This window comes from Mesorhizobium sp. L103C131B0, from assembly GCF_000502275.1.
GTDB lineage: Bacteria > Pseudomonadota > Alphaproteobacteria > Rhizobiales > Rhizobiaceae > Mesorhizobium.
The window spans coordinates 13,181-35,326 of record NZ_AYXC01000031.1 but is presented as its reverse complement, the minus strand read 5'-3'; the positions used below and the strand labels follow the sequence as shown (position 1 = coordinate 35,326).

The 22,146-nt window shown below is 63.2% G+C and carries 19 protein-coding genes; 9 read left to right on the top strand and 10 right to left on the bottom strand.

Going from position 1 to position 22,146, the window contains the following annotated elements; genetic code table 11:
• Positions 1-130 precede the first annotated feature (130 nt).
• The 5 genes from X730_RS136840 to X730_RS136860 all read right to left on the bottom strand — a co-directional run bounded on the left by X730_RS136840 (position 131) and on the right by X730_RS136860 (position 6,787).
• On the bottom strand, positions 131-1,003 hold the full coding sequence (locus X730_RS136840) for a patatin-like phospholipase family protein (RefSeq protein ID WP_023753756.1): 873 nt from the start codon (positions 1,001-1,003) through the stop codon (positions 131-133).
• The gene (locus X730_RS136845; RefSeq protein WP_081731677.1) at positions 1,000-2,376 is read right to left on the bottom strand and encodes a pitrilysin family protein; all 1,377 of its coding nucleotides are present in this window, start codon (positions 2,374-2,376) and stop codon (positions 1,000-1,002) included. Before X730_RS136845 ends, X730_RS136840 begins: the two co-directional genes overlap by 4 nt.
• 188 nt (positions 2,377-2,564) lie before the next feature.
• Positions 2,565-3,920: a pitrilysin family protein gene (locus X730_RS136850; RefSeq protein WP_023715212.1), complete on the bottom strand. Its 1,356-nt coding sequence runs from the start codon at positions 3,918-3,920 to the stop codon at positions 2,565-2,567.
• Positions 3,921-4,016: 96 nt separating this feature from the next.
• Complete coding sequence (gene rsmD / locus X730_RS136855; protein ID WP_023805019.1) at positions 4,017-4,571, bottom strand: 16S rRNA (guanine(966)-N(2))-methyltransferase RsmD; 555 nt, start codon at positions 4,569-4,571, stop codon at positions 4,017-4,019.
• Positions 4,572-4,618: 47 nt separating this feature from the next.
• Complete coding sequence (locus X730_RS136860) at positions 4,619-6,787, bottom strand: pseudouridine synthase (RefSeq protein ID WP_023827618.1); 2,169 nt, start codon at positions 6,785-6,787, stop codon at positions 4,619-4,621.
• Between the two features lie 180 nt (positions 6,788-6,967).
• On the opposite strand from X730_RS136860, the gene X730_RS136865 reads away from it, so the two are divergent.
• Positions 6,968-7,420 (top strand): nucleoside deaminase, encoded by a 453-nt coding sequence (locus tag X730_RS136865; RefSeq protein WP_023819983.1) that lies wholly within the window; start codon positions 6,968-6,970, stop codon positions 7,418-7,420.
• 28 nt (positions 7,421-7,448) lie between these two features.
• On the opposite strand, the gene X730_RS136870 is transcribed toward X730_RS136865, so the two are convergent.
• From X730_RS136870 to X730_RS136880, 3 genes are all read right to left on the bottom strand, one after another.
• Positions 7,449-8,132: a hypothetical protein gene (locus tag X730_RS136870; protein ID WP_023671541.1), complete on the bottom strand. Its 684-nt coding sequence runs from the start codon at positions 8,130-8,132 to the stop codon at positions 7,449-7,451.
• 201 nt (positions 8,133-8,333) lie between these two features.
• Positions 8,334-11,315, bottom strand: a complete 2,982-nt coding sequence (gene ileS / locus X730_RS136875) for an isoleucine--tRNA ligase (RefSeq protein ID WP_023827616.1) — start codon at positions 11,313-11,315, stop codon at positions 8,334-8,336.
• Between the two features lie 232 nt (positions 11,316-11,547).
• Complete coding sequence (locus tag X730_RS136880) at positions 11,548-12,351, bottom strand: MipA/OmpV family protein (protein WP_031197455.1); 804 nt, start codon at positions 12,349-12,351, stop codon at positions 11,548-11,550.
• 211 nt (positions 12,352-12,562) lie between these two features.
• Between X730_RS136880 and X730_RS136885 the strand changes: the two genes are divergently transcribed.
• The 4 genes from X730_RS136885 (at position 12,563) to X730_RS136900 (ending at position 14,396) form a co-directional block, all read left to right on the top strand.
• Positions 12,563-12,868 (top strand): metalloregulator ArsR/SmtB family transcription factor, encoded by a 306-nt coding sequence (locus tag X730_RS136885; RefSeq protein ID WP_023689559.1) that lies wholly within the window; start codon positions 12,563-12,565, stop codon positions 12,866-12,868.
• Positions 12,865-13,347, top strand: a complete 483-nt coding sequence (locus X730_RS136890) for an SRPBCC family protein (RefSeq protein WP_023827614.1) — start codon at positions 12,865-12,867, stop codon at positions 13,345-13,347. The genes X730_RS136885 and X730_RS136890 overlap by 4 nt, the downstream gene beginning before the upstream one ends.
• Before the next feature lie 12 nt (positions 13,348-13,359).
• Positions 13,360-13,773: an MAPEG family protein gene (locus tag X730_RS136895; RefSeq protein ID WP_023827613.1), complete on the top strand. Its 414-nt coding sequence runs from the start codon at positions 13,360-13,362 to the stop codon at positions 13,771-13,773.
• 128 nt (positions 13,774-13,901) lie between these two features.
• Positions 13,902-14,396 (top strand): HdeD family acid-resistance protein, encoded by a 495-nt coding sequence (locus tag X730_RS136900; RefSeq protein WP_023827612.1) that lies wholly within the window; start codon positions 13,902-13,904, stop codon positions 14,394-14,396.
• A 29-nt stretch (positions 14,397-14,425) separates the two neighbouring features.
• On the opposite strand, the gene X730_RS136905 is transcribed toward X730_RS136900, so the two are convergent.
• Both X730_RS136905 and X730_RS136910 read right to left on the bottom strand, forming a co-directional pair.
• Positions 14,426-15,409, bottom strand: a complete 984-nt coding sequence (locus X730_RS136905; protein WP_023827611.1) for a bifunctional riboflavin kinase/FAD synthetase — start codon at positions 15,407-15,409, stop codon at positions 14,426-14,428.
• A gap of 9 nt (positions 15,410-15,418) precedes the next feature.
• The gene (locus X730_RS136910) at positions 15,419-16,279 is read right to left on the bottom strand and encodes a TIGR01459 family HAD-type hydrolase (RefSeq protein ID WP_023734255.1); all 861 of its coding nucleotides are present in this window, start codon (positions 16,277-16,279) and stop codon (positions 15,419-15,421) included.
• A gap of 337 nt (positions 16,280-16,616) precedes the next feature.
• On the opposite strand from X730_RS136910, the gene X730_RS136915 reads away from it, so the two are divergent.
• From X730_RS136915 to X730_RS136925, 4 genes are all read left to right on the top strand, one after another.
• Positions 16,617-18,506, top strand: a complete 1,890-nt coding sequence (locus tag X730_RS136915; protein ID WP_023694757.1) for a pilus assembly protein — start codon at positions 16,617-16,619, stop codon at positions 18,504-18,506.
• A gap of 187 nt (positions 18,507-18,693) precedes the next feature.
• Positions 18,694-20,667: a pilus assembly protein gene (locus X730_RS136920; protein ID WP_023753761.1), complete on the top strand. Its 1,974-nt coding sequence runs from the start codon at positions 18,694-18,696 to the stop codon at positions 20,665-20,667.
• A gap of 159 nt (positions 20,668-20,826) precedes the next feature.
• Positions 20,827-21,459 carry a LysE family translocator gene (locus tag X730_RS0134890; RefSeq protein WP_023730458.1) on the top strand — a complete coding sequence of 211 codons (633 nt, stop codon included), beginning with the start codon at positions 20,827-20,829 and terminating at the stop codon, positions 21,457-21,459.
• A 140-nt stretch (positions 21,460-21,599) separates the two neighbouring features.
• The gene (locus X730_RS136925) at positions 21,600-22,136 is read left to right on the top strand and encodes a CAP domain-containing protein (protein ID WP_023682979.1); all 537 of its coding nucleotides are present in this window, start codon (positions 21,600-21,602) and stop codon (positions 22,134-22,136) included.
• Positions 22,137-22,146: the final 10 nt, after the last annotated feature.

The window sequence follows — 22,146 nt, the reverse complement described above, 5'->3', positions numbered from 1 at the left end:
AAGCTCAATCGTCTCGGCCCAGCCGTCATCAACAAGCGATTCGTGTGTCATCGCAGTGTAGAATCACACCCGATTCCGCAGGGCAATACCTATCTTAGCGCCTATGCCCTCGAGGGGGGAGATCGGCAGCTCACCCTGCTTTCTTCCCCCGCTTGCCCTTGCCACGCGCCTCGACCACTCTTTCCACCTCGCGCTTCAGTTCGTCCTTGACCTCGTGCGTCTCGGCAAGCAGCGTGTCGATCTTCATGAAATCGAGCACGCGGTATTTCGACACCGGCGGGCGGATCAGTATGTCGGGGGGGCGCTGGTTCAGCTTGTGGGCGATGATCGACTGCATCATCAATTGCGTGGCGCCGTACATCAGATCGACGGTGGTCGGGTGCTTGCGCTCGGCCTCGCTCGGCGCACCGACGACGTCGATCGCGATGATGATGTCGGCGGCGTCTTCGATGAGGTCGAACGGCACCGGATTGTAGATGCCGCCGTCGATCAGCACGCGGTCGTCGCGCGTCACCGGGCGGAACACGGCGGGAATGGCAGCCGAGGCGGCGAGCGCCGAATGCAGGTCGCCCTCGTCGAAGACGGCCAGCTTGTGACCGAAATAGTCCGTCGCCGTCACCTTGAGCGGGATCATCAGCTCGGCGAAGGTTTCCGGGATGGCTTCCGGCAGGAACGCCTTCAAGATGCGCTCTATGTTGAACTGGCTGACGCGGATGCCGCCCTGCATCGCCTCGGCGATGGTGCCGGGACGCGAGCGCCACATGCGCGCCGCCACCTCGGCGCGGCGGCCGAGGATCGAGCGGGCGTAGTCCTCGATGTCCTTGCCGCTCATGCCCGAGGCCATGCCGGCGCCCATGATGGCGCCGATCGAGGAGCCGGCGATGGCCACGGGCTTGATGCCGAGCTCATCCAGCGCCTCGACGATGTGGATATGGGCGAGGCCGCGCGCGCCGCCGCCGCCAAAGGCGATACCGAAGGTGGGGCCCGAGGTGGAGCTCGTCATTTGCCCTCCAGCTTCGGCCCGATGCTCATGATCGCGGGCGCCGGCGTCAGCAGCTTCTTCGCCGCTGCCTTGACCTGATCGAGCGTCACACCGTTGATGAGCGCCGCGCGGCGCTGCACGTAATCGATGCCGAGATTGTCGAGTTGCAATTCAACCAGGGTCGCGGCAATGGCGCTGGAAGAATCCAGATTGCTGATAGCATAGGAGCCGACCATGTATTTCTTGGTGGCGTCCAGTTCGGCCTCGGTCGGCCCCTCCTCGGCCATCTTCTTGACCACCTCCTTGACGATGCCGAGCGTCTCGGCGGCGCGATCGGAACGCGTTGCGGTGGTGATGATCAGCGAGTTGGAATGCTGGTGATCGACCAGGTTGGAATCGACGGAATAGGCCAGGCCGCGCTTTTCCCGCACCTCGTCATAGAGGCGCGAGGTGAAGGTGCCGCCGCCGAGAATCTGGTTCATCAGCACCGCAGGGAAGAAATCCGGCGCATCGCGCTTCACACCGGGATAGGCAAACTGCAGCGAGGTTTGCGGCAGGTCGTAGTCGACCTCGAGCTGCTGGCCGAGCTTCAGCTCGGTATCGGCAACCGGTTGCAGCACCTGCTTTTCCGGCAGATCGCCGAAGACCTCATCGAGCTTCCGTTTCAGCGTCGCGGCATCTATGTCGCCGACCACCGCAACATGCAGGCCGCTGCGGGCGAAATTGGCGTTGTGGAAGGCAGCCAGATCCGCCGCCGTGATGGTGGCGATGCTGTCTTTGGTGCCCTGGTCGGGCCTGGAATACGGATGTTCGCCATAGATGGCGCGCAGCCATTTGGTTTGCGCGACGGTGTTGGGGTCACGCTCATTGGCGATGATGCCGGACAGGATCTGGGCGCGGATGCGGTCGATCGGCGCCTGGTCGAAGCGCGGGCTGGTGACCGCCAGCCTGAGCAGGTCGAAGGCCGCATCCTTCTGCTCGGCCAGCATCCGCATCGCGCCATAGGTGCCGTCGCGCGCCGCTTCGAAGCCCATCTCTGCGCCGGCATCGTCAAGCTTGATCTGGAAGGCCTCGCTGTCGAGGTCGCCGGCGCCCTCGTCGAACAGGCCGGTCATCAGATTGACCAACCCTTCCCGCCCCGCCGGATCCTGCGTCGAGCCGCCATCGAAGACGAAGCGGATGGCGATGATCGGAATGGAGTGGTCCTCGACCAGCCAGGCATTGACGCCCTTTGACGAGGTCACCGGTTGGATGTCCATCGCGTGCGCGGCAAGCGCCGGCAGGATGAGGAAGAAGATGCCGAGGAACAGTGTGGCGAGGGCGTGGAGAACCGCGATGCGCCTATGAGCAATCGCATCAGGCCATTGATCGCCAAGGTCAGCTCCGCCCCTCATCGCGCTGCCGGGCACTTCTCCCCGTATAGTGACGGGGAGAAGGGGTCTCGCCGCGACGCTGGCGCTCTTCTTACGACGCTGATGGTTGGCGAAATCGACGATGACAGCGCCCCTCTCCCCGTCACTATAGGGGGAGAGGATGCCGGCAGGCAGGTGAGGGGCAGCGCTAACGCTCAATCTCGTCATCATCAATTCCCCGCCTGTTGCTGCGGCAAGAGATAGCCGGTCGTCGTACGATCGAGCAGCAGATAGCGTGCGGCGACCGCCTTGATCTCATCGGCGGTGACCTTGCGAATGCGGTCCGGCCATTCCTCGATATCCCTGACGTTGCCGCCGGTGGCGAGCTCGGCGCCGTAGAGATTGGCCATCTCGTCCTGCTTGTCGCGGGCGAAGATCATGGCCCTGATATAGCGGGCCTTGGCCTTCTCCAGCTCGTCCGCGGTGACGCCGTCCTTGACGATGCGGGCGATCTCGGCGTCGACGGCCGCCTCGACGTCGCTCAGCTTGGCGTCGCCGCGCGGCGCGCCATAGACGGTGAAATTGGTGGCGTCGAGCATCGTACCCTGGAAGAAGGCGCCGGTCGCCGATGCGATGCCTTGCTTGACCACGAGTTGCTGGTAGAGCCTGCTGCGGCTGCCGCCGCCAAGGATCTCTCCCAGCAGGTCGAGCGCCTCGGCCTCGCCGGGTTTTGCCGTGTGGTAGGACGGAACCACCCATTGCGTCGAAAAGCTCGGCACCGAAACGCGCCCATCGGTGAGCGTTACCGTGCGCTTGGTGTTCTGCTCCGGCTCGACCGGGCGGATGCGCGGGGGCAGGTCGGGACCGCGCGCGACCTTGCCATAGGTTTTTTCGGCCAGCGCCTTCACGACCTCCGGCTCGACATCGCCGGCCACGATCAGCACCGCATTGTTGGGGCGGTAGTATTTGTCATAGAAGGCAACCGCATCGGTGCGGTTCAGCTGCTCCATTTCCTGCATCCAGCCGATCACCGGAATGCGGTAGGGCTGGTTCTGCCAGAGCGTCGCGTCGACCTCTTCGTCGAGCACCGCCTGCGGATTGCTGTCGATGCGCGAGCGGCGCTCTTCCAGGATCACGTCGCGCTCGGTCTTGATGACCTCGTCGGTCAAGATGAGGTTGCGCATGCGATCGGCCTCGAAGCTCATCATCTCACCGAGCGCCGAGGGCGCCACCGTCTCGTGGAAGGCAGTGTAGTCATAGGAGGTGAAGGCGTTGTTGGAGCCGCCGATGGCCGATATGGCGCGGTCGAACTCGCCCGCGGCGTGGTTGGTCGTAGCCTTGAACATCAGGTGTTCGAAGAAGTGCGCTATGCCGGACTTGCCTGGCGGCTCGTCGGCGCTGCCGATCTTGTACCACACCATATGGGTGACGATGGGGGCGCGATGATCGGGAATGACCACCACCTCCATGCCATTGTCGAGCAGGAAGTTGGCCACCTTGCCATCATCCGCGGCCAGGGCCGGGCCGGCCATGGTCAGCGCGGTGGCGAGCAAGGCTCTCCGCAGCCATTCAGTATGAAATGTCATTGATGGCTCCGGTTGTTATCGCGCGACGATAGGCAAGGTTAGCCGCGGAGGCAAAGTGAATTGTGCGTCATTTTGAAGGCGCCGGTCGCTCCACCCTTACGCAAGCTCGATGAACCGGACCACCGTCTCGCCGTAGTTTCGTTTATCAACCACCGAGAATTCCGGCCCAATCTCGAAGGGCGCCGAGGCGGCTTCCTCGACCACGCAGAGCGCGCCGGGCAGCAACCAGCCGCCATCCCTGGCCGAGCGCAGGGCGCGCTCGCCAAGGCCCTTGCCATAGGGCGGATCGGCGAAGACCAGGCCGAATGCCGCAAGCGTACCGGCCTCACCCAGGGCGGTCGCGTCGCGGCGGAAGATCTTGGTGCGGCCGGTAAGGCCAAAAGCTTCGACATTGGTGCGGATCAGGCCGCGCCCTTCGGCCGATTCTTCGATAAAGACGCCATAGGAAGCGCCGCGCGACAGCGCTTCGAGGCCGAGAGCGCCGGTGCCGGCGAAAAGGTCGAGCACACGCGCGCCGTCGAGCTTGTCGGCAAAGCGGTGCGCCAACACGTTGAAGACGGCCTCGCGGGCGCGGTCGGTCGTCGGGCGGATGGCATGGTCGCGCGGCGTCGCCAGCGGACGCCCGCGAAATTGGCCGCCGACGATTCTCATTTATGCCCGGGTCTCATTTAAGGCCGGATCTCATTTAAGTCCCGGCATCATCTGGTCCTCGGGCCCTTGGGACCGTTGCGTGGCCGCTCGCCGCCCCGACCGCCATCCGGACGCTCGCCACCCGGCTTGCCGAACGGCTTGGCTCCGCCCGGCTTGCCATAGGACGGCTTGAACGACGCCTTGCGCGCCTTGGCCTCAGCCGCCTTGGCGGCATCGGCTTCCGCCCTGCCCTTGCCGATCGGACGCGCGCCCGGCGCCATCCAGACATTAGCCTTGCGCTGGCCTGGCGGCTCGATCGGCCGCTGCTCGCGCTCGGGCTTCTTGCCGCCGCGCGGTTTGTCACCAAAGGCGCCGCGTGGCTTGTCGCCGAAGCCTCCACGGGGCTTGTCGCCAAAATCGCCGCGCGGCTTTTCGCGAAACTCGCTGCGCGGCTTGTCCGAAAACTCGCTGCGCTCGGGTCTCGGGCCGCGTTCGCCAAAGCTCTTTTCCGGCCTCGCGCCCCTTTCGGGACTGGTCGACAGCTTGCCGAGCGCTTCGTCGCGGCTGCCTTCGCGGCGCTTGCGGTTCTTGATCAGCCCGCCCTCGCCGATCGGCCGATGGTCACCCTCGCGGGTGACTTTCGGCCGTTCCGGCTCCACGTCACGCTCTCGCCGCACCGGCTGGTTGGAAAACGGCTTGATGATCTCGGCGTCGAAATTGGCGCCGGATTCCTCGACCAGACGCTCGCCGAGCTGGTCGCGAAGCACGCGGCCCTTGATCTCCAGCACATGGCCTTCGGCGAGATCGTCGAGCTGGAACGGTCCGTAGGAGATACGGATCAGCCGCGTCACGTCGAGGCCGAGCGATCCAAGGATGTTCTTCACTTCGCGGTTCTTGCCTTCGCGCAGGCCGATCGTCAGCCACGCGTTGGTGCCTTGTTCACGATCGAGCGTCGCCTCGATGGCGCCGTAGAAGACGCCGTCGACGGCAATGCCTTCACGCAGGCCTGCGAGCATGCTTTCCTCGACCTTGCCATGAACGCGCACGCGGTAACGGCGCAGCCAGCCAGTGGCAGGCAGTTCGAGCACGCGCGACAGACCGCCATCATTGGTGAGCAGCAGCAGGCCTTCGGTGTTGATGTCGAGGCGGCCGATGGTCATCAGCCGCGGCAATTCGGCCGGCAGCACGTCGAACACGGTCTTGCGGCCCTCGGGGTCGCGGTTGGTGGTAACGACGCCGGCCGGCTTGTGAAACAGGAACAGGCGGGTGCGCTCGATCGGCGGGATCTCCATGCCGTCGAGATGGATGATGTCGCCCGGCATGACGTTGAAGGCCGGCGAGGTCAAAGCCCGGTTGTTGACCTTGACACGGCCCGCCGCGATCAGGTCTTCGGCGTCGCGGCGCGACGCCAGGCCGGCGCGGGCCAATCGCTTGGCGATACGCTCGCCGGCTTCTTCCGCATCTGCCGGACGCGGGCGCGGCTTGAAGGCGCCGCCAGATGCTTGCGGCCGGTCACCACCGAAATCGCGCTTGGGGCGATCGCTGAAGTCACGCTTGGGACGATCTCCGGCGTCGCGCTGCGGGCGATCGCCAAAATCGCGCTTTGGCCGGTCAAAACGCTTTTCGCCCTCGGCGGAAGCAGGCCGATCGCCACGCGGTGCGTAGGGCTTGCGCGGCCCTTCACGCTTTTCGAAAGGCTTGCCTTCGGGACGCGGCCCCTTGCTGAATGGCCGATCGCCGCCCTTGAAATCGCGCTTTGGCCGCTCGCCATCGGCCGCAACCGGCCGATCGCCGCGCGGTGCATAAGGCTTGCGCGGCCCCTCGCGCTTTTCATACGGCTTGCGTTCACCCTCGGCCGCCATAGGGCGATCCCCACGCGGCGCATAGGGTTTGCGCGGCCCTTCGCGCTTTTCATACGGCTTGCGCTCGCCTTCGGCTGCCATCGGCCGGTCACCGCGTGGTGCATATGGCTTGCGCGGTCCCTCGCGCTTTTCGAAGGGCTTGCCTTCGGAACGCGGACCTTTGTTGAATGGCCGGTCGCCACTTTTGAAATCGCGCTTGGGCCGCTCGCCCTCAGCCGCTGCCGGCCGGGCGCCGCGCGGTGAATAGGGTTTCTTGGCCCCGAAGGAGGGTTTGCCGCTTTTGCCGGCGGCGCCATCGCGGCGCGGCCCCGCGGCTCCAGGGCCGCTTTTGCCCGGGCCTTTGTGGCGCGGAGATTTCTTGTCGTTGTCGTCCATGTGGCCTTTGCCTTGTTGCGCTGCTACAGCGTGGCGCATCCTTTCGGACGCGCAAAGGACGCTATAGCACTTTGATTTGGCGCATGATCATTTCCGAAAATCTGTTCCGATATTCGGGTTGACGCGCTCCATAACAGGATCACCGCCAAGTGGCGAGGAGATAATCGGAATGGAAACCGCTTGAAGCGGCCGGATTTCATGGCGCTGGCGCTGAAAGAGGCGCAAGCCGCCGCCTTGCGCGGAGAAGTTCCCGTTGGCGCCGTCATCGCCAGCCGCGACACGGTGGTGGCATCCGCCGGTAACCGCACCCGCGAACTTGCCGATCCGACGGCGCATGCCGAAATGCTGGCGATCCGCGCGGCCTGCCAAACGCTCTCGAGCGAGCGGCTGACCGGCCACGACCTCTATGTGACCCTGGAACCCTGCGCCATGTGCGCCGGCGCCATTTCCTTCGCCAGGCTGCGCCGGCTCTATTTCGGCGCGGCCGACGAGAAGGGCGGCGCGGTGGTCAACGGCGTGCGCTTCTTCGCTTCGCCGACCTGCCACCATACGCCCGACATCTATCCGGGCATGGCCGAGGCCGATGCGGCGCTGCTGCTCAGGGAATTCTTTCGGGAAAGACGCGAAACGTAGAGCCTTCAGCTACCGAAGGCGACGGTTCCTACCAGGAGGGCAGCCAGTCGAAGAGCCCGCCGCTCTTGCCCTTGGCGGCCGCTTCCTTCTTGAGGCGGCGTTCCTTCTTGTATTCATCCTCGCCGAGTTCGCCCTGCGGCGCCGTGTCGGAGGCAGCCCGATAGGCCAGAGGCGGCTCGCTCAGATATCTGCGAGTGTTGGGGTCGCCCTGCTTTTGCTCTGCGGTGCGGCGCTGGATCTCGGCGGCGCGGCCCTTGTCTGAATCCTTCGGCGACCAGGCCGGCGGGTGGCTGGAGCCCGAATCCGCCAGCGCCTTCTTCACGGAAGCCGGATCGGTCTGCACGTCATCGACGATCCCCGACTGATAGGACGGGTCGTCCTGGTGGGCAGTGGCGTCGGCACGCAGGCGGGCGCGGCGCTGCTCGGGCGATTCGGGCCAATCGGTGCTCGCCGTCTCGATGCTTTCCTGCGGCGGCGGCAGCACTTCCTTCTGCCCCGGCGCCGGCTTTACCAGCTCCGGACGCGGCCTGTAGTCGATCTGTTCCTTGTGCTTGGGCGTGATCGCGAAGGCGCCGGAAAGGTCTCCGGCAAGCTGCTCGCCAGCCGTCTTGTCGGTGCCGTAGGTAGGCGAGCCCATGCAACCGGACAGAGCGAGGCCGGACGCGACAAGCGGCGCCAGCAGCGCAACGCGCGCATAAGTTCTCTTGGTCATGCCAAAAAGTCCCACTCTAGACAGCCTCTCGATCGTCACCGGCCAAAGGCCCGGTCCCCATCGTCCACGCTCTTGCGACGGAATTCCGGCGACAATTTGTCTTCCGGAGTTTCGCGTGTTTATCTCAACCACTCGTTAAGGGCAACGCGCGGGCGGTTTTCGCCCACGCGGCATGGCATTTGTGCTCCGGCTTATGAGCAGTCACAAACGTCCCAGAGCCTTGAGTTCATGCAGCACGGCGGCATCGCGGGCAGACACGTCGGGGAATTCCACGTCCTGCCCGACATCGGCGGTATAGCGCCACGAACGCGCGCATTTGACCAAGCCGCGGTCCTCGGCCTTTTCGACCACCACCGCGACACCTTTGACATCGTCGAGCGCAAAGGCGCCTTCCGGCGCCTTGCCATGGGCGATGACGAGATCGCTGGTGATCGCCATTTCAGCCATGTCGACATCGGCGATCGCGGCTTCAAGCGTGGCATCGTCGAGGCTCACGACCGGCACGGCTTCCAGCGAGGCACCGATGACCTTCTGAGCGCGTGCGATCTCGAGCGCGCCGGTGACGACACGGCGGACCTGCCGCACCTTGCGCCATTTTTCCGCCAGTGCCTCGTTCTTCCAGTCGGCCGGAATCTCGGGGAACTGGTCGAGATGCAGCGAGACAGCATCCGGATGACGGTCGAGCCAGGCTTCTTCCGTGGTGAAGGGCAGCATCGGGGCCAGCCATTTCACCAGGCAGTCGAAGAGGTGGCGCACCACTTGTACCGAGGCCTTGCGCTTCACGCTGGCGGGTCCTTCGCAATAGAGCGCGTCCTTCCTGATGTCGAAATAGAAGGCCGACAGCTCGACCACCATGAAGTCGAGCAAAGTGCGGGTGATGCGTTTGAACTCGAACGCGTCGTAGCCCGAGCGCACGACCTCATCGAGCTCGGCCAGCCGATGCAGCATCAGCCGCTCCAGTTCCGGCATCTTGTCCAGCGGCACCTCCTCGCCATCGTCATGGGCGAGCGTGCCCAGCATCCAGCGGATGGTGTTGCGGAGCTTGCGGTAGGCGTCGATGTTGGTCTGCAGCACGTTCTTGCCGAGACGCTGGTCTTCCCAATAATCCGTCGTCACCACCCATAACCGCAGAATGTCGGCGCCGGACTGCTTGATGACGTCTTGCGGCACCACGGTGTTGCCGAGCGATTTCGACATCTTTCGCCCCTCCTCATCCATGGTGAAGCCATGGGTGACGACGGTGTCGTAAGGTGCCCTGCCCCTCGTGCCGCAGCTTTCGAGCAGCGAGGAGTGGAACCAGCCGCGATGCTGGTCGGAGCCTTCGAGATAGACGTCGGCCGGCCATTTCAGGTCCGGACGGTCTTCCAGCGTGAAGACATGCGTCGAGCCCGAATCGAACCAGACGTCAAGGATGTCCATCACCTGCTTCCATTTGGAGGCATCGTGATTGCCGAGGAAACGCTCCTTGGCGCCGGCAGCGAACCAGGCGTCGGCGCCTTCCTGTTCGAAAGCATCCATGATGCGCTGGTTGACGGCTTCGTCCTTCAGCACGTTGCCATCCTCATCGGCAAAGACGGCGATCGGCACGCCCCAGGCGCGCTGGCGTGACAAGACCCAATCCGGGCGTTCCTCGATCATGGCGCGGATACGGTTCTGGCCGGCCGCCGGCACGAAGCGTGTGTCGTCGATCGCCTTCAGCGCACGGCTGCGCAACGTCGTGCCGTCGCCGAGGTCCTTGTCCATATAGACGAACCATTGCGGCGTGTTGCGGAAGATGATCGGCTTCTTCGACCGCCAGGAATGCGGGTAGGAATGCTTCAGCCGGCCGCGCGCGAACAGCGCGTTGCGCTTGATCAGTTCGTCGATGACCGCCTGATTGGCATTGCCCTTCTTGCCGTTATCGTCGATGACACGCGCGGCGCCACCTTCGCGATCCGGGCCAAAACCCGGCGCGTCCCTGGTGAAGAAGCCGGCATCATCTACAGTGAAGGGGATGGCAGGGTCGATGCCACGTGCGCGCAAATCCGATGCCGCATCCATCCAGGCATCAAAGTCCTCGCGGCCATGGCCGGGCGCGGTGTGGACGAAACCGGTACCGGCATCGTCGGTGACATGGTCCCCGGCAAGCATGGGTACGGCGAATTCGTAACCACCGCCGAGACCTTTGAAGGGATGTGAAAGTGTAAGGCTTCCAAGCTCTTCGACCGAAACGCTGCGAAGCCGATTCAAGGTGACCTTGGCCTTGGCCGAGGAGTCTTCGGCAAGCGCATCTGCAAAGATCAGCTTCTCACCGGGCTGTGGACCGAACGAATTTTCGGCTGCGGTAACTTCATAAAGGCCGTAGCCGATCCGTGACGAATAATTGACGGCACGGTTGCCGGGGATCGTCCACGGGGTTGTCGTCCAGATGACGACGTGGGCGTTGTCCAAAAGTGCAACGCTTTCCGGAACGCGCATGGACGGTGCAGCGTCTGATACAAAGTGCTCAACGCTCCAAAATCCTGACACAACTGGAAACTTCACCCAGATCGTGTCGGACTCATAGTCCTGGTATTCGATCTCGGCCTCGGCCAGTGCGGTGCGCTCGACGACGCTCCACATTACCGGCTTGGAGCCGCGATAGAGCTGGCCCGACATGGCGAACTTCAACAACTCCCCGGCGATGCGCGACTCCGAGTGGAAAGCCATTGTCGTATAGGGGTTCTTGAAATCGCCGACGACGCCGAGCCGCTGGAACTCGCCGCCCTGCACCGTGATCCAGTTCGCGGCGAAGTCGCGGCATTCCTTGCGAAACTCGTTGACCGGCACCTCGTCCTTGTTCTTGCCCTTGGCGCGGTACTGTTCCTCGATCTTCCATTCGATCGGCAGGCCATGGCAGTCCCAACCCGGCACATAATTGGCGTCATAGCCGCGCATCTGGAACGAACGGGTGATGACGTCCTTGAGGATCTTGTTCAGCGCATGGCCGATATGGATGTTGCCATTGGCGTAGGGCGGGCCGTCATGCAGCACGTATTTTTCGCGGCCGGCCGCGTCCTCGCGCAGCTTGCGGTAGAGATCCATGTCCTGCCAGCGCTTGACCAGCTGCGGTTCTTTTTCAGGCAAGCCGGCGCGCATCGGGAAATCCGTCTGCGGCAGGTAAAGCGTCTTGGAATAGTCGATCGTTTCAACAGTGTCGGTCATTGGTCTGCCATGTGCATTGCCCGGCGGGCGTAAAAGCTCGGGCGTGAACTATCATGATTGGAAAAGCGCGAGGGGGCGCGCAAAACTCCCGGCGGCTCCGGCGGCGCTCAGGCCGCCCGGAACACCGGGCCTGTAATTCGTATCGTCAGCGCGCGAAGGCGTGAAAAGCTCGTCATTGCCGGGCTTTTAGCCGAGAAAGCCGCAGGAATAAAGCGTCTCTTGTTCGATTCACTTACATCGCGAAGTCGAAGCGATAGGTGGTCGAGACGCCGACCGTGAACTGGTTACGGTCGCCGCGCTCCTTGACCAGGCTGGAATCGGCAGCCGGGCCCATCAGGCGCGCATATTCGCCGAACAGGCTGGCGGTCATCGGGTCGGTGACCTTCCAGGTGATGGCGCCGCCGAGGCCGGTCGATTTCAGGCCGCCGCCAGGATGGTATTCGCTCAGGCCCGAGGCCACAGCCTCCTTGGCGTTGACGCCATAATAGGAGTCGAAATAGCCCGACGAGGCAAAGGACACGCGTGGTCCGCCCGAAATTCTGACAGTCGGCGTCACGTCGTAGAAAGCATCGGCGGCGATGTCGGCGACAAAGCCATCATGGGCACGAATGCCGTGGCGCAATTCGGCGCGGGCGCGCAACCAGTCCGTCGGGTAGAATTCGAAGAAGCCCCCGACCTCACCGCCCCAGCGCACCGGGTCGAGGCCCTTGAGTTCATCCTTGCTGTCGCGTGAAAACAGGAACTTTCCGGTCAGGCCGGCGCGGACGCCGCCATCGTCGACCAGCGCCAGCGAGATGTTGTCGTTGCGCGAGGTAAAGCGCGCGGCCGGGCCGGCCTTGCCCAGCGAGATGATCGGCGAGGCGCTGAGCAGATAGCTGTTGGAGCCCTCGAATTTCGGCGCGACCATGCCGGTGGCGCCAAGCGTCAGGTACCAGTCTCCGGACAGCCAGCTGAAGGTACCCTCGCCCGCATTGGCGGTGGACACAGTGAGCAGCGCCGAGGCGAGAAACAGCGGAATCGTCCAGACAATACGCATCATCACCCCATACGCGAAACAAACGGAGAGAACACCCGGCAGCCAAAGCCATGGCGCCGGTTCGGTAAAATTTGACTTAAAATCTACAGCAGTGGCGGCAACTGCGACCCTGTTTTTTATGCTGTGGCCCGTTTGAACAGGGCGCCGCCGGGCCTGTGGCGAGTTGACAGAAATAGCGAGGTTGCCTAAATTCGCGTTAGTGCAGACTAACATGAACAGATGGACAGCGCTTGGCGACCCGACCAGGCGGACGATCTTCGAACTGCTGGTCGAACAACCCTGTTCGGTCGGGGAATTGGCTCGTGCGCTTCCTGTCACCCGGCCGGCGGTCTCGCAGCACCTGAAGGTGCTCAAGGACGCCGGCCTGGTGGCCAACACACGGCTGGGCAAGCAACGCATCTACCGGGTCGAACCGGAAGGCTTGGCCAGCCTGCGCGCCGAACTCGACCGGTTCTGGAGCAAGACCTTGGCGGCCTACAAAGTGGTCGTCGAACAGCCCTTGAAGGAGCAGGAATGAGCACGCATCAACCGCCCGTGAGGCACTCCATCCTTGTCGAGGCTCCGATCGCACATGCCTTCAAGCTCTTCACCGAGGACTTCGGCAGTTTCAAACCCAAAGAGCATAACCTGCTTGCGGTGCCGATCGCGGAGACGATCTTCGAACCCCGCGTTGGCGGTCACGTCTACGACCGCGGTGTGGATGGCAGCGAGTGCCGCTGGGCACGGGTGCTGGCCTACGAGCCGCCGAACCGACTGCTTCTGAGTTGGGATATCAGCCCTCAATGGCAGATCGAGACCAATCCGGACAGGACCAGCGAGTGGGAAGTCCGGTTTACGGCGGAGACGAATAGCCGGACCCGCGTCGAGATCGAGCATCGCAATCTCGAACGTCATGGCGAAGGCTGGGAAGGCGTGCGCTTTGGGATTGACGGTGATCGAGGCTGGCCGCTGTATCTCAGGCGATTCCAAGATCTTTTTGCCAGCAAGGTGACCTGAAGGAGCACAATTATGGAACCCTATTGGCTAAGCATCCTCGGTGTACTGATCCTCTGTCTTTTGTCAGTCGCGCTGGCGGTTTACTCGGGTTCGTCCAAGGGATTTGCGGGAGCGCTTTCCGGTCCGGTGATCCCGGCCGACGACGCCAATCTCCTCTACAGGATCGACCGCGTGCATATGAACTCGGTCGAGGCGCTGGCGCCTTTTGTCGGCCCGGCGGTGCTGGCCATGATGGTTGGCGTTGGGTCGGCCACGTTGGCGACCATTGTCTGGGTTCATGTGGCGATACGCCTGCTTCACCTGGGGGTTTACCTACGCGGCGGCAATGCCGCCAAGGGTGGCAGTGTCAGAACGATCGTCTACGTCTCTGGAGCGATCGTCACGCTTGTCCTCGTCCTTGTGACTGGGTGGGCTGCCATAAATTGACACGTACGCGCGAACCTCAAGCCACCGACGCTTTGTTTGTTTGCTAGCCGTCGCCATCGGCTGGACGTCCGCTACAGCCGGGGCTAACCTCCCGGCAAGGTGCCAGGCGATTTCGAGGAGATGCAGCCATGTTCGTCGCGCTCGGCGTGCTGCTGCTCATCTTCGGCGGCATTGCCTTCGGCAATCTGTTCATCGCCACCGTCGCCTCGGTCTATGTCGTGGGCTGGCTGATGCTGATGGCCGGCATCATCGAGATCGTGCATGCCTTCGGCGTGAAGACCTGGAGTCGCTTCTTCTATTGGCTGCTCAGTGGCCTACTTTATGCCGTTGCCGGTTTCTTTGCCTTCGACAATCCGCTGCTGGCCTCGACGGTGCTGACCTTGCTGCTGGCGGTGGCGCTGGTCGCTTCAGGCGCGCTCAGGGCCTGGGTCGGCTATAGCCACCGACCGGAAAAGGGCTGGGGCTGGGTCGTCGCGGCGGGCCTGATCAGCGTGCTGGCGGGGCTGACCATCGCCATGGGCTGGCCGGTCAACAGCCTGTGGGTGCTCGGCCTGTTCCTGGCCATCGACCTGATCTTCCAGGGCTGGAGCTTCATCGCTCTCGGACTGGCGTTGAAGAAGTAGGGGCTTGAAGAGGTAAGCGGCCGGAAGGCTCAAAAAGCGATGGCGCCGTCCAGATCCGAAAGCGGCCTGACGCCGGCCAGCAGCGCGCGCGCCTCCGCCTCGTCGCGCTTCATTTGTGCCACCAGCCCATCGAGCCCATCGAACTTCACCTCGGGGCGCAAAAAGCCGATGAACGATACGTCGCAGATCTCACCATAGAGATGGCCGGCAAAGTCGAAGACGAAGGTTTCGAGCAGCGGCGCGCCATTGTCGTCGACAGTCGGGCGACGCCCGAAGCTGGCGACACCATCATAGAGCGTGCCGTCGGCGCGGCGAAAGCGGACGGCATAAATCCCTTCCTTCAGAGTCGTTTCCGGCGAAAGCCTCATGTTGGCTGTCGGGAAGCCGAGCGTGCGGCCGAGCTGCTGGCCGCCGATCACTTCGCTTTCGACGGTGAAGCGGTAGCCGAGCAGGCCTGCGGCCTCGGCGACCTCTCCCTCGCAGAGCAGCTCGCGGATACGGCTCGACGACACCACCTCGGCGCCCTCGTCGCGAAAGGCGTCGACCAGGGTGACGCCGAAACCATGGCGCTCGCCTGCCGCCATCAGAAACGCAGGACCGCCCTGCCGGTCCTTGCCGAAGTGAAAATCGAAGCCGGTGACGGCATGGGTGATGCCGAGGTTCGTCTCCAGCACATCGGTCACGAAAGCCTCGGCCGACAGGCCGGCAAAGGCGCGCGTGAACGGCTGTTCGACGAGTGCGGCAAAGCCCAGATGCGACAGCAGCCGCGCCTTCATCGGCGGCGGCGTCAATACGAACAGCGGCATATCGGGCCTGAACACCTTGCGCGGATGCGGCTCGAAGGTCAGCACTAGCGCCGGCACGCCGCGCCGCCCGGCTTCGGCAAGCGCGCGATCGAGCACCGCCTGGTGGCCGCGATGGACGCCGTCGAAATTGCCGATCGCCACCACGCCGCCGCGCAAATGCGGCGGCAGCGGCGCGGTTGCTGAAATGTGTTCGAAAGCTGCGCTCATGCAGCAACCCTACCGCAGTCTCGGAATGACGGCGACCGGCCGGTAGCCGTGCTTTTGCAGAAAGGCTGCAAGCCTGGCGGGGTCCGGCTGCATGGGATCGCCATAGTCGCGCGCGTGAATGCCGCCCGAGACGTAAAGCACGTCGATGCCGTTGTCGGCGGCGCCCTTGACGTCGGTCATCATGCCGTCGCCGATGGCCAGCACCTCGGTGCGCGCGACGTCTCGGCCGAGAAGCACGGCGACCTCCCGCAGCGCTACGTCATAGACCGGCGCATAAGGTTTTCCGGCGATCAGCGTGCGGCCGCCAAGCTGGGCATAGTCGCGCGCCAAGGCGCCGGCGCACCAGATCATGCGCTCGCCGCGTTCGACCACGATGTCGGGATTGGCGCAGATGAAAGGCAGGTTCCTGGCGCGCAGCCGGCGCAGCATATCGGCGTAGTCCTCAGGCGTTTCCACCTCGTCATCGAACAGCCCGGTGCAGACCACGCCGGAAGCCTCGAACTCCTCGACGAGCTCGACGTCGAGACCGTCATAGAGGGTGAAATCGCGGTCGGCGCCGATATGGAAGATTTTTCGTGGACCTTCGGCGATAAGGTCGCGGGTCACATCGCCTGAGGTGACGACGCGATCGTAGGCGGCGGCGGGAACGCCGATCGCATTCATCTGCGCCACCACATCGGCATTGCGGCGCGGCGAGTTGGTGATCAGGACGACCGGGACCTTCGCCGCACGCGCGGCGGCAAGCGCTTGGGCAGCCGCCGGAAAATGCCATTCGCCATTGTGGATCACCCCCCAGACATCGCACAGGATGGCCGAGTAGGCGCCCGACAAATCCGCGAGCGAGCCGATGATGTCAGGCGAATCCGCCATGCCGTTTTCCTGCTGTGACGATCGTTGCGAGAGCTGCAGCCGACGGTCCGCCGCAACCGGCCCCGCATTAACCGAAGCGTTTCATCCTGTCACCAGCTTTTCGGCACTTGCGAGGCTGTTGCGCAACGGGCTGATCGAAGGTTGCAACAGGCAGGAACCACCCTTCTCCGAGCTTCGGTCGATCGAAACAATGTCGCACCGCTGATCACCAGGGCCGAGTGGTTAACGAGCCTTGAAAAGATGGGCCTATGTTGAACGCATTTCAGCAACCTGAAATTTAACGATTTTGTGGGCATCTTCGGACCGATATTGGGGTCCTGGCAGGGGTGCTGAAGGCATGATCCGCAGATTTCTGAACGACAGACGCGGCAACTATGCCTTGATGACAGTGATCACCATGGTGCCCTTGATGGGCGCGCTGGCGCTTGCCATCGACTACACCGATCTCTTGCGCCAAAAGCAGAACATGCTGAACGCGCTGGATGCCGCCGGGATTGCCACGGCACAGCAGATCGTCACCGGGGCGACCGACACGGCAGTCAAGGCCTATGCGAAGGATTTCTTCGAAGCCAATCTCGGCCGCGTCAAAGCAGCCAATACGGCCCTGACGGTGACGCTTCCCAACAACAACGCAGGTGGTGGCACGCTGAAGCTGTGCGCCGAATTGACGTACCACCCCTATTTCCTGCCGGCAGCGGCCATGATGATCGGAAGAACCGCCGCCGACGTCACAACATCGGCATGCTCGGAGATCCGCCTCAAAAACACGCTGGAAGTGTCTCTCGTGCTCGACAATTCCGGCTCTATGAGCATCAACGGCTCCGGCACCGGCCAGCCGCGAATAGATTTGCTCAAGAAGGCCGCGACCGAGCTTGTCAATACAATGGCGCTCCAGGCCGCACAAATGAAGCAGGTGACCAAGCCGGTGCAGTTCTCGCTGGTCCCGTTTTCTGCGTCGGTCAATGTCGGCGCTCCGATCCCCCCGGCTCCATTGCCGACGTGGCTGGACACGACCGGCATTTCCCCGATCCATCATCAGAACTTCGATTGGTCGACGATGACAGCGGCGGCAAATGCCACCAAATGGATCGAAAAAGTAGGCAGCGTTTACTACCAGCGCGGCACGGGCTGGGGCACAGACAAAGACAAGGAGATGACGCGTTTCACCCTCTATCAGGACATGATGGCAACGACCTGTACGAAGAAAAACTCGAACGGCACTTGCAAGACCTCCGTCGTCGCCAAATACGAAGCCTGGAAGGGCTGCGTGGAGGCGAGGCCGTATCCCTATAATGACGACGACACGTCGCCGACCACTGGGACGCCCGCCACCATGTTCGTGCCGATGTTCGCGCCGGACGAAGCTGGCAATTTCTGGACCGACACAACTCGCACCAGCACATCGACGTGGGGTTACGCCAACAATTGGTGGATCGATTATTCCGACACGCTGACTGTCCCCAAACGCCAGGCGGATATGCGCAAGTATTTTCTGACAAAGCCCTGGGACGCAGCAGCCGCTGCGGCCGATGATGGACCCAATTCGGCATGCACGACCGCCGCGATCACGCCGTTGCAGGACATAACCACCACCGATGGCAAGAAAATCCTGACGGATGCCATCAATGCCATGGCCCCGACGGGCAACACCAACGTGCCGGAAGGGCTGGCCTGGGGCTGGCGGACGGTGTCGAGCAACGAGCCTTTTACGCAAGGCCGGCCGAACACCGAAAGAGGCAACGACAAAGTGGTCATCGTCCTGACCGACGGCGCAAACACCTATAGCATCGGCCCCAGCAACGACATGACCAGCAACTACGCCAAGAATGGATCGACCTACGCCGCCTATGGCTACACCGGCCCTAATTTTCCGAAGCCAGTGGAGCCTGCGACCCGCCTGTTCGTCAACACGACCGTCGCCAAGACAACCTATACGGCGACCAACTACACGGCCGCGCTTGACGAGCAGATGCAAACCCTTTGCGCCAATGCGAAGAATTCGAACATTCTCTTGATGACCGTCTCGCTCGACCTTGTTAGTTCCAAGCCGGCGGAAAAGACTGCCATAGATGCGCTCAAGAAATGCTCCTCGGATTCGCGCTTCCGCAAGGATCCGACCGACCCGAGCAAACCGGCGAAGCTGTACTGGAACGCGACCGGCGCCACCTTGTCGCAAAGTTTCAAGGAAATCGCCGACGAACTGTCGAACCTGCGCATCGTCAGCTGATCGGCGCGATCTTTCGAACAAGGCGCTCCGCCTCGGCGGGGCGTTTTGCGTTCGGCAGCTGGCGCATTTGGTTAGCGCCTGGTGAAGCGCTATCCGCGCAATCGAGCAGTTTCCCAAACCCGTCCTTCAACGTTTTGTGAAACTGTGGCGGCATTGAAGAATCCGCAGGCGGGGCCGCTTACATCACATGCGTGAACTCTGGCGCACATTCCGGCGTGACTTCTGGCGTGACCGCCGCGGCAATTACGCTCTGATGACCGTTGTGGCGATGGTGCCACTGATGGGCGGCGTGGCCATGGCCGTCGACTACACCGGCGTGGTCAGCGAGAAGCAGAGGGTGGTCAACGCGCTCGACGCCGCCAACTTCGCCACCGCGCGCCGGCTGGTGGAAGGCGCCACCGACGACCAGTTGCGGGCCTATGCGCTCGACTTCTTCAAGGCAAACCTCAACGACGTCGATCCCGCCGACACGACGCTCAGCGTTACGCTGCCCAGCAGCACGACCGGCGGCGGCATCGTCAAGCTGTGCGCCAGCCTGGTCTACAAGCCCTATTTCCTGCCGGCAGCGGCGATGCTGATCGGCAGGACGTCGGAAAACGTCACCTACTCCGTGTGTTCGCAAGTCCGGCTGAAGAACACGCTGGAAGTGGCCATGGTGCTCGACAATTCGGGGTCGATGTCGAACACGGGCACGGGTGCCGGACAAAAGCGCATCGACCTTCTCAAGCAAGCCGCCAAGCAGCTCGTCGACACGCTTGCCTTGCAGGCCGCGATGATCAAGCAGATCGACAAGCCGGTCCAGTTCAGCCTTGTGCCGTTCGCCGCCTCGGTCAATGTCGGCGCCAGCAACGACAACGCGTCGTGGATCGACGCCTACGGGCTGTCGCCCATCCACAATGAGAATTTCGCCTGGTCCACGCTTAACGCAGCCGACAAATATGCCCAGAAGATCGGCGGCATCTGGTACAAGAAAGGCACTGGCTGGGGTGAGCAGGAGGGGCAGATGCTGACCCGCTTCTCGCTCTACCGCGACATGAAGGTGGTCACCAGCCACGAGCGCATCGTCGGCAGCAAACGCGTGGTCTGCGACAAATATCGCGCCAATCATACATGCTCGGACAGCCACAACGAATACGACTACAACGACACATACGGACCGTTCGCCAGCTGGCAGGGCTGCGTCGAAGTGCGGCCCTATCCCTATAATGTCAACGACGCGCCGGCCTCCGGCGGACCGAACAACACCGGCACCGGCGTCGGCGATCCCGCGACCATGTTCGTGCCGATGTTTGCGCCGGATGAGCCGGGCAATCATTGGTACATAACGCAGGACCCCGACGAGGTGGCCCCCAAGACCTATGGCGCGGCCAACAGCTGGTGGAACGACGATCCGGCGAGCACCACCGGCAAGACCAGGCAATCCAACATGGCCAAATATTTCCAGCCACGGCCGATGAACGCGCCGGTGCTGGGGACGGGTGCCGGTCCGAATTACAGCTGCACCACCACGCCGATCACACCCCTGACCGACGTCGCCAACGCCGCCGGGCTGACAAAGATCAAGGCTGCGATCGACCTTATGGCGCCCAACGGCAACACCAATGTGCCGGAAGGCATGGCCTGGGGCTGGCGCACCGTCTCCAGCACGGAGCCTTTCACAGGAGGACGTCCTGAGACGGAGCGCGGCAACGACAAGGTGGTCATCGTGCTCACCGACGGCGAGAACACCTATTCGACGGTGAGTTCCGACCCCGCCGGCAACAAGTCGACCTATGCCGGCTATGGCTATGCCGGCGTCGGCTACAACGGCACTGCGGTCACCCGCCTGTTCGGCGGCACGTCGAGCGCCATCGGCCAGCTCAACTATTCGTCGAGCAACTACACCGCCGCGCTCAACGAGCAGATGGCGACGCTGTGCAACAACGCCAAGGCGGCCAACATCATGGTGATGACGGTGGCGCTCGATATGTCGACGACCGACGCCGGCGACAAGAGCGCGATGGAGGCACTGAAGACGTGCTCGTCGGACTCGCGCTTCCGCAAGGATCCGACCGACCCGAGCAAGCCTGCAAAACTGTTCTGGAACGCGACCGGCGCCACGCTGTCCGACAATTTCAAGGAAATCGCCAACGAGCTCTCGAACCTGCGCGTGGTGAGCTGAGGGTTGAAGCTGCTGATCTTCCCCCACCTTGCGGGGGAAATTGGCGGCTTCGCCGCTTTCGCCAATTTTCGACGCTGGCGCAAAGGCTCCGGCCATCATGCTCTTGCGGTGAGGTCAAAACGCGTGGTGGGTATCGTCACCGCTTCCCGGAGATTGCCAGTGCCCGAAACCGCCAACCATCTCGCCTTCGCGCTGGTCTGCCTGGGCATGGTGCTGACGCCCGGGCCGAACATGATCTACCTGATCTCGCGCTCGCTGTCGCAAGGCCCGAAGGCCGGGCTGATCTCGCTCGGCGGCGTGGCGGCCGGCTTTCTGTTCTATGTCGTATCGGCTGCGCTGGGCATCACCGCGCTGCTGCTTGCCGTGCCGTTTGCCTATGACGCACTGCGCATTGCCGGCGCGCTCTATCTGCTATGGCTCGCCTGGCAAGCGGTGCGACCCGGCGGGCGCTCACCATTCCAGGTGCGCGAACTGCCGAAGGACAGGCCGCGCAAGCTGTTCGCGATGGGCCTGATGACCAATCTCCTCAACCCCAAGGTGGCGGTGCTTTATCTGTCGCTGCTGCCGCAGTTCATCTCGCTGGGCAAGGGCCATGTGCTGTCGCAGCTTCTGGTGCTCGGCGCCACGCAGATCTCGATCAGCCTGACCGTCAATGCCATCATCGCGGTAACGGCCGGTTCGATCGCGACCTTCCTTGCCGGACGGCCGCTATGGATGGTCATCCAGCGCTGGATGATGGGCACGGTGCTTGCCGGGCTGGCGCTTAAAATGGCGACCGACGCGCAACGCTGATCGGACGCAACGCGCCGAGACTACATCGGCCGCCGACCTTCCCATTCGAATCGGCCGGCCGAACCTGCACGGAGGCCAGCGATTGAGATTTTCGCGGCCCTGCCCGGCAAAAGCCATGATCGCCGCTAAGTCAGGCAGGCATGACAATGATCTGCACCACCAATCACCCGCTCGCGCAAACCCGCTCTGGCGCAGCAAGTCCAAAACCAAACAGGCGCCTACTGCTGATCGGCCTTGCAGCCATGGCCGGCCTCGCTGCTTGCAGCACGGTCTCGGTGCCGACCGGCGAAGGCGCCGGTGTCTCGTCCTCCGCCACCGCGACGCTGGCCGGCATCCGAGCTTCGGCCGGACTGCCGGCGCTGGTGCCGGACGCCCAGCTCGAGCAGGCCGCTCGGCAGCAGGCCGGCTATATGGCCTCACGCGAACGCATGAGCCACACGACGGGCTGGGGAAAGGATTTCGCGTCGCGGATGAAGGACAATGGCGTGCGGGGCGCCGCCGCCGAGAACATCGCGGAGGGCCGCTTCGACCAGCAGAAACTGTTCGACATCTGGATGCATTCGGCCGGCCACCGCCGCAACATGCTCGATCCGGATTTCAGCCGCTTCGGCCTCGCCTATGTACGCGACGGGCGCGACAGCGCCATCCGCTACTGGAGCCTGGTGCTCGGAAAGTAAAGACCAGCGG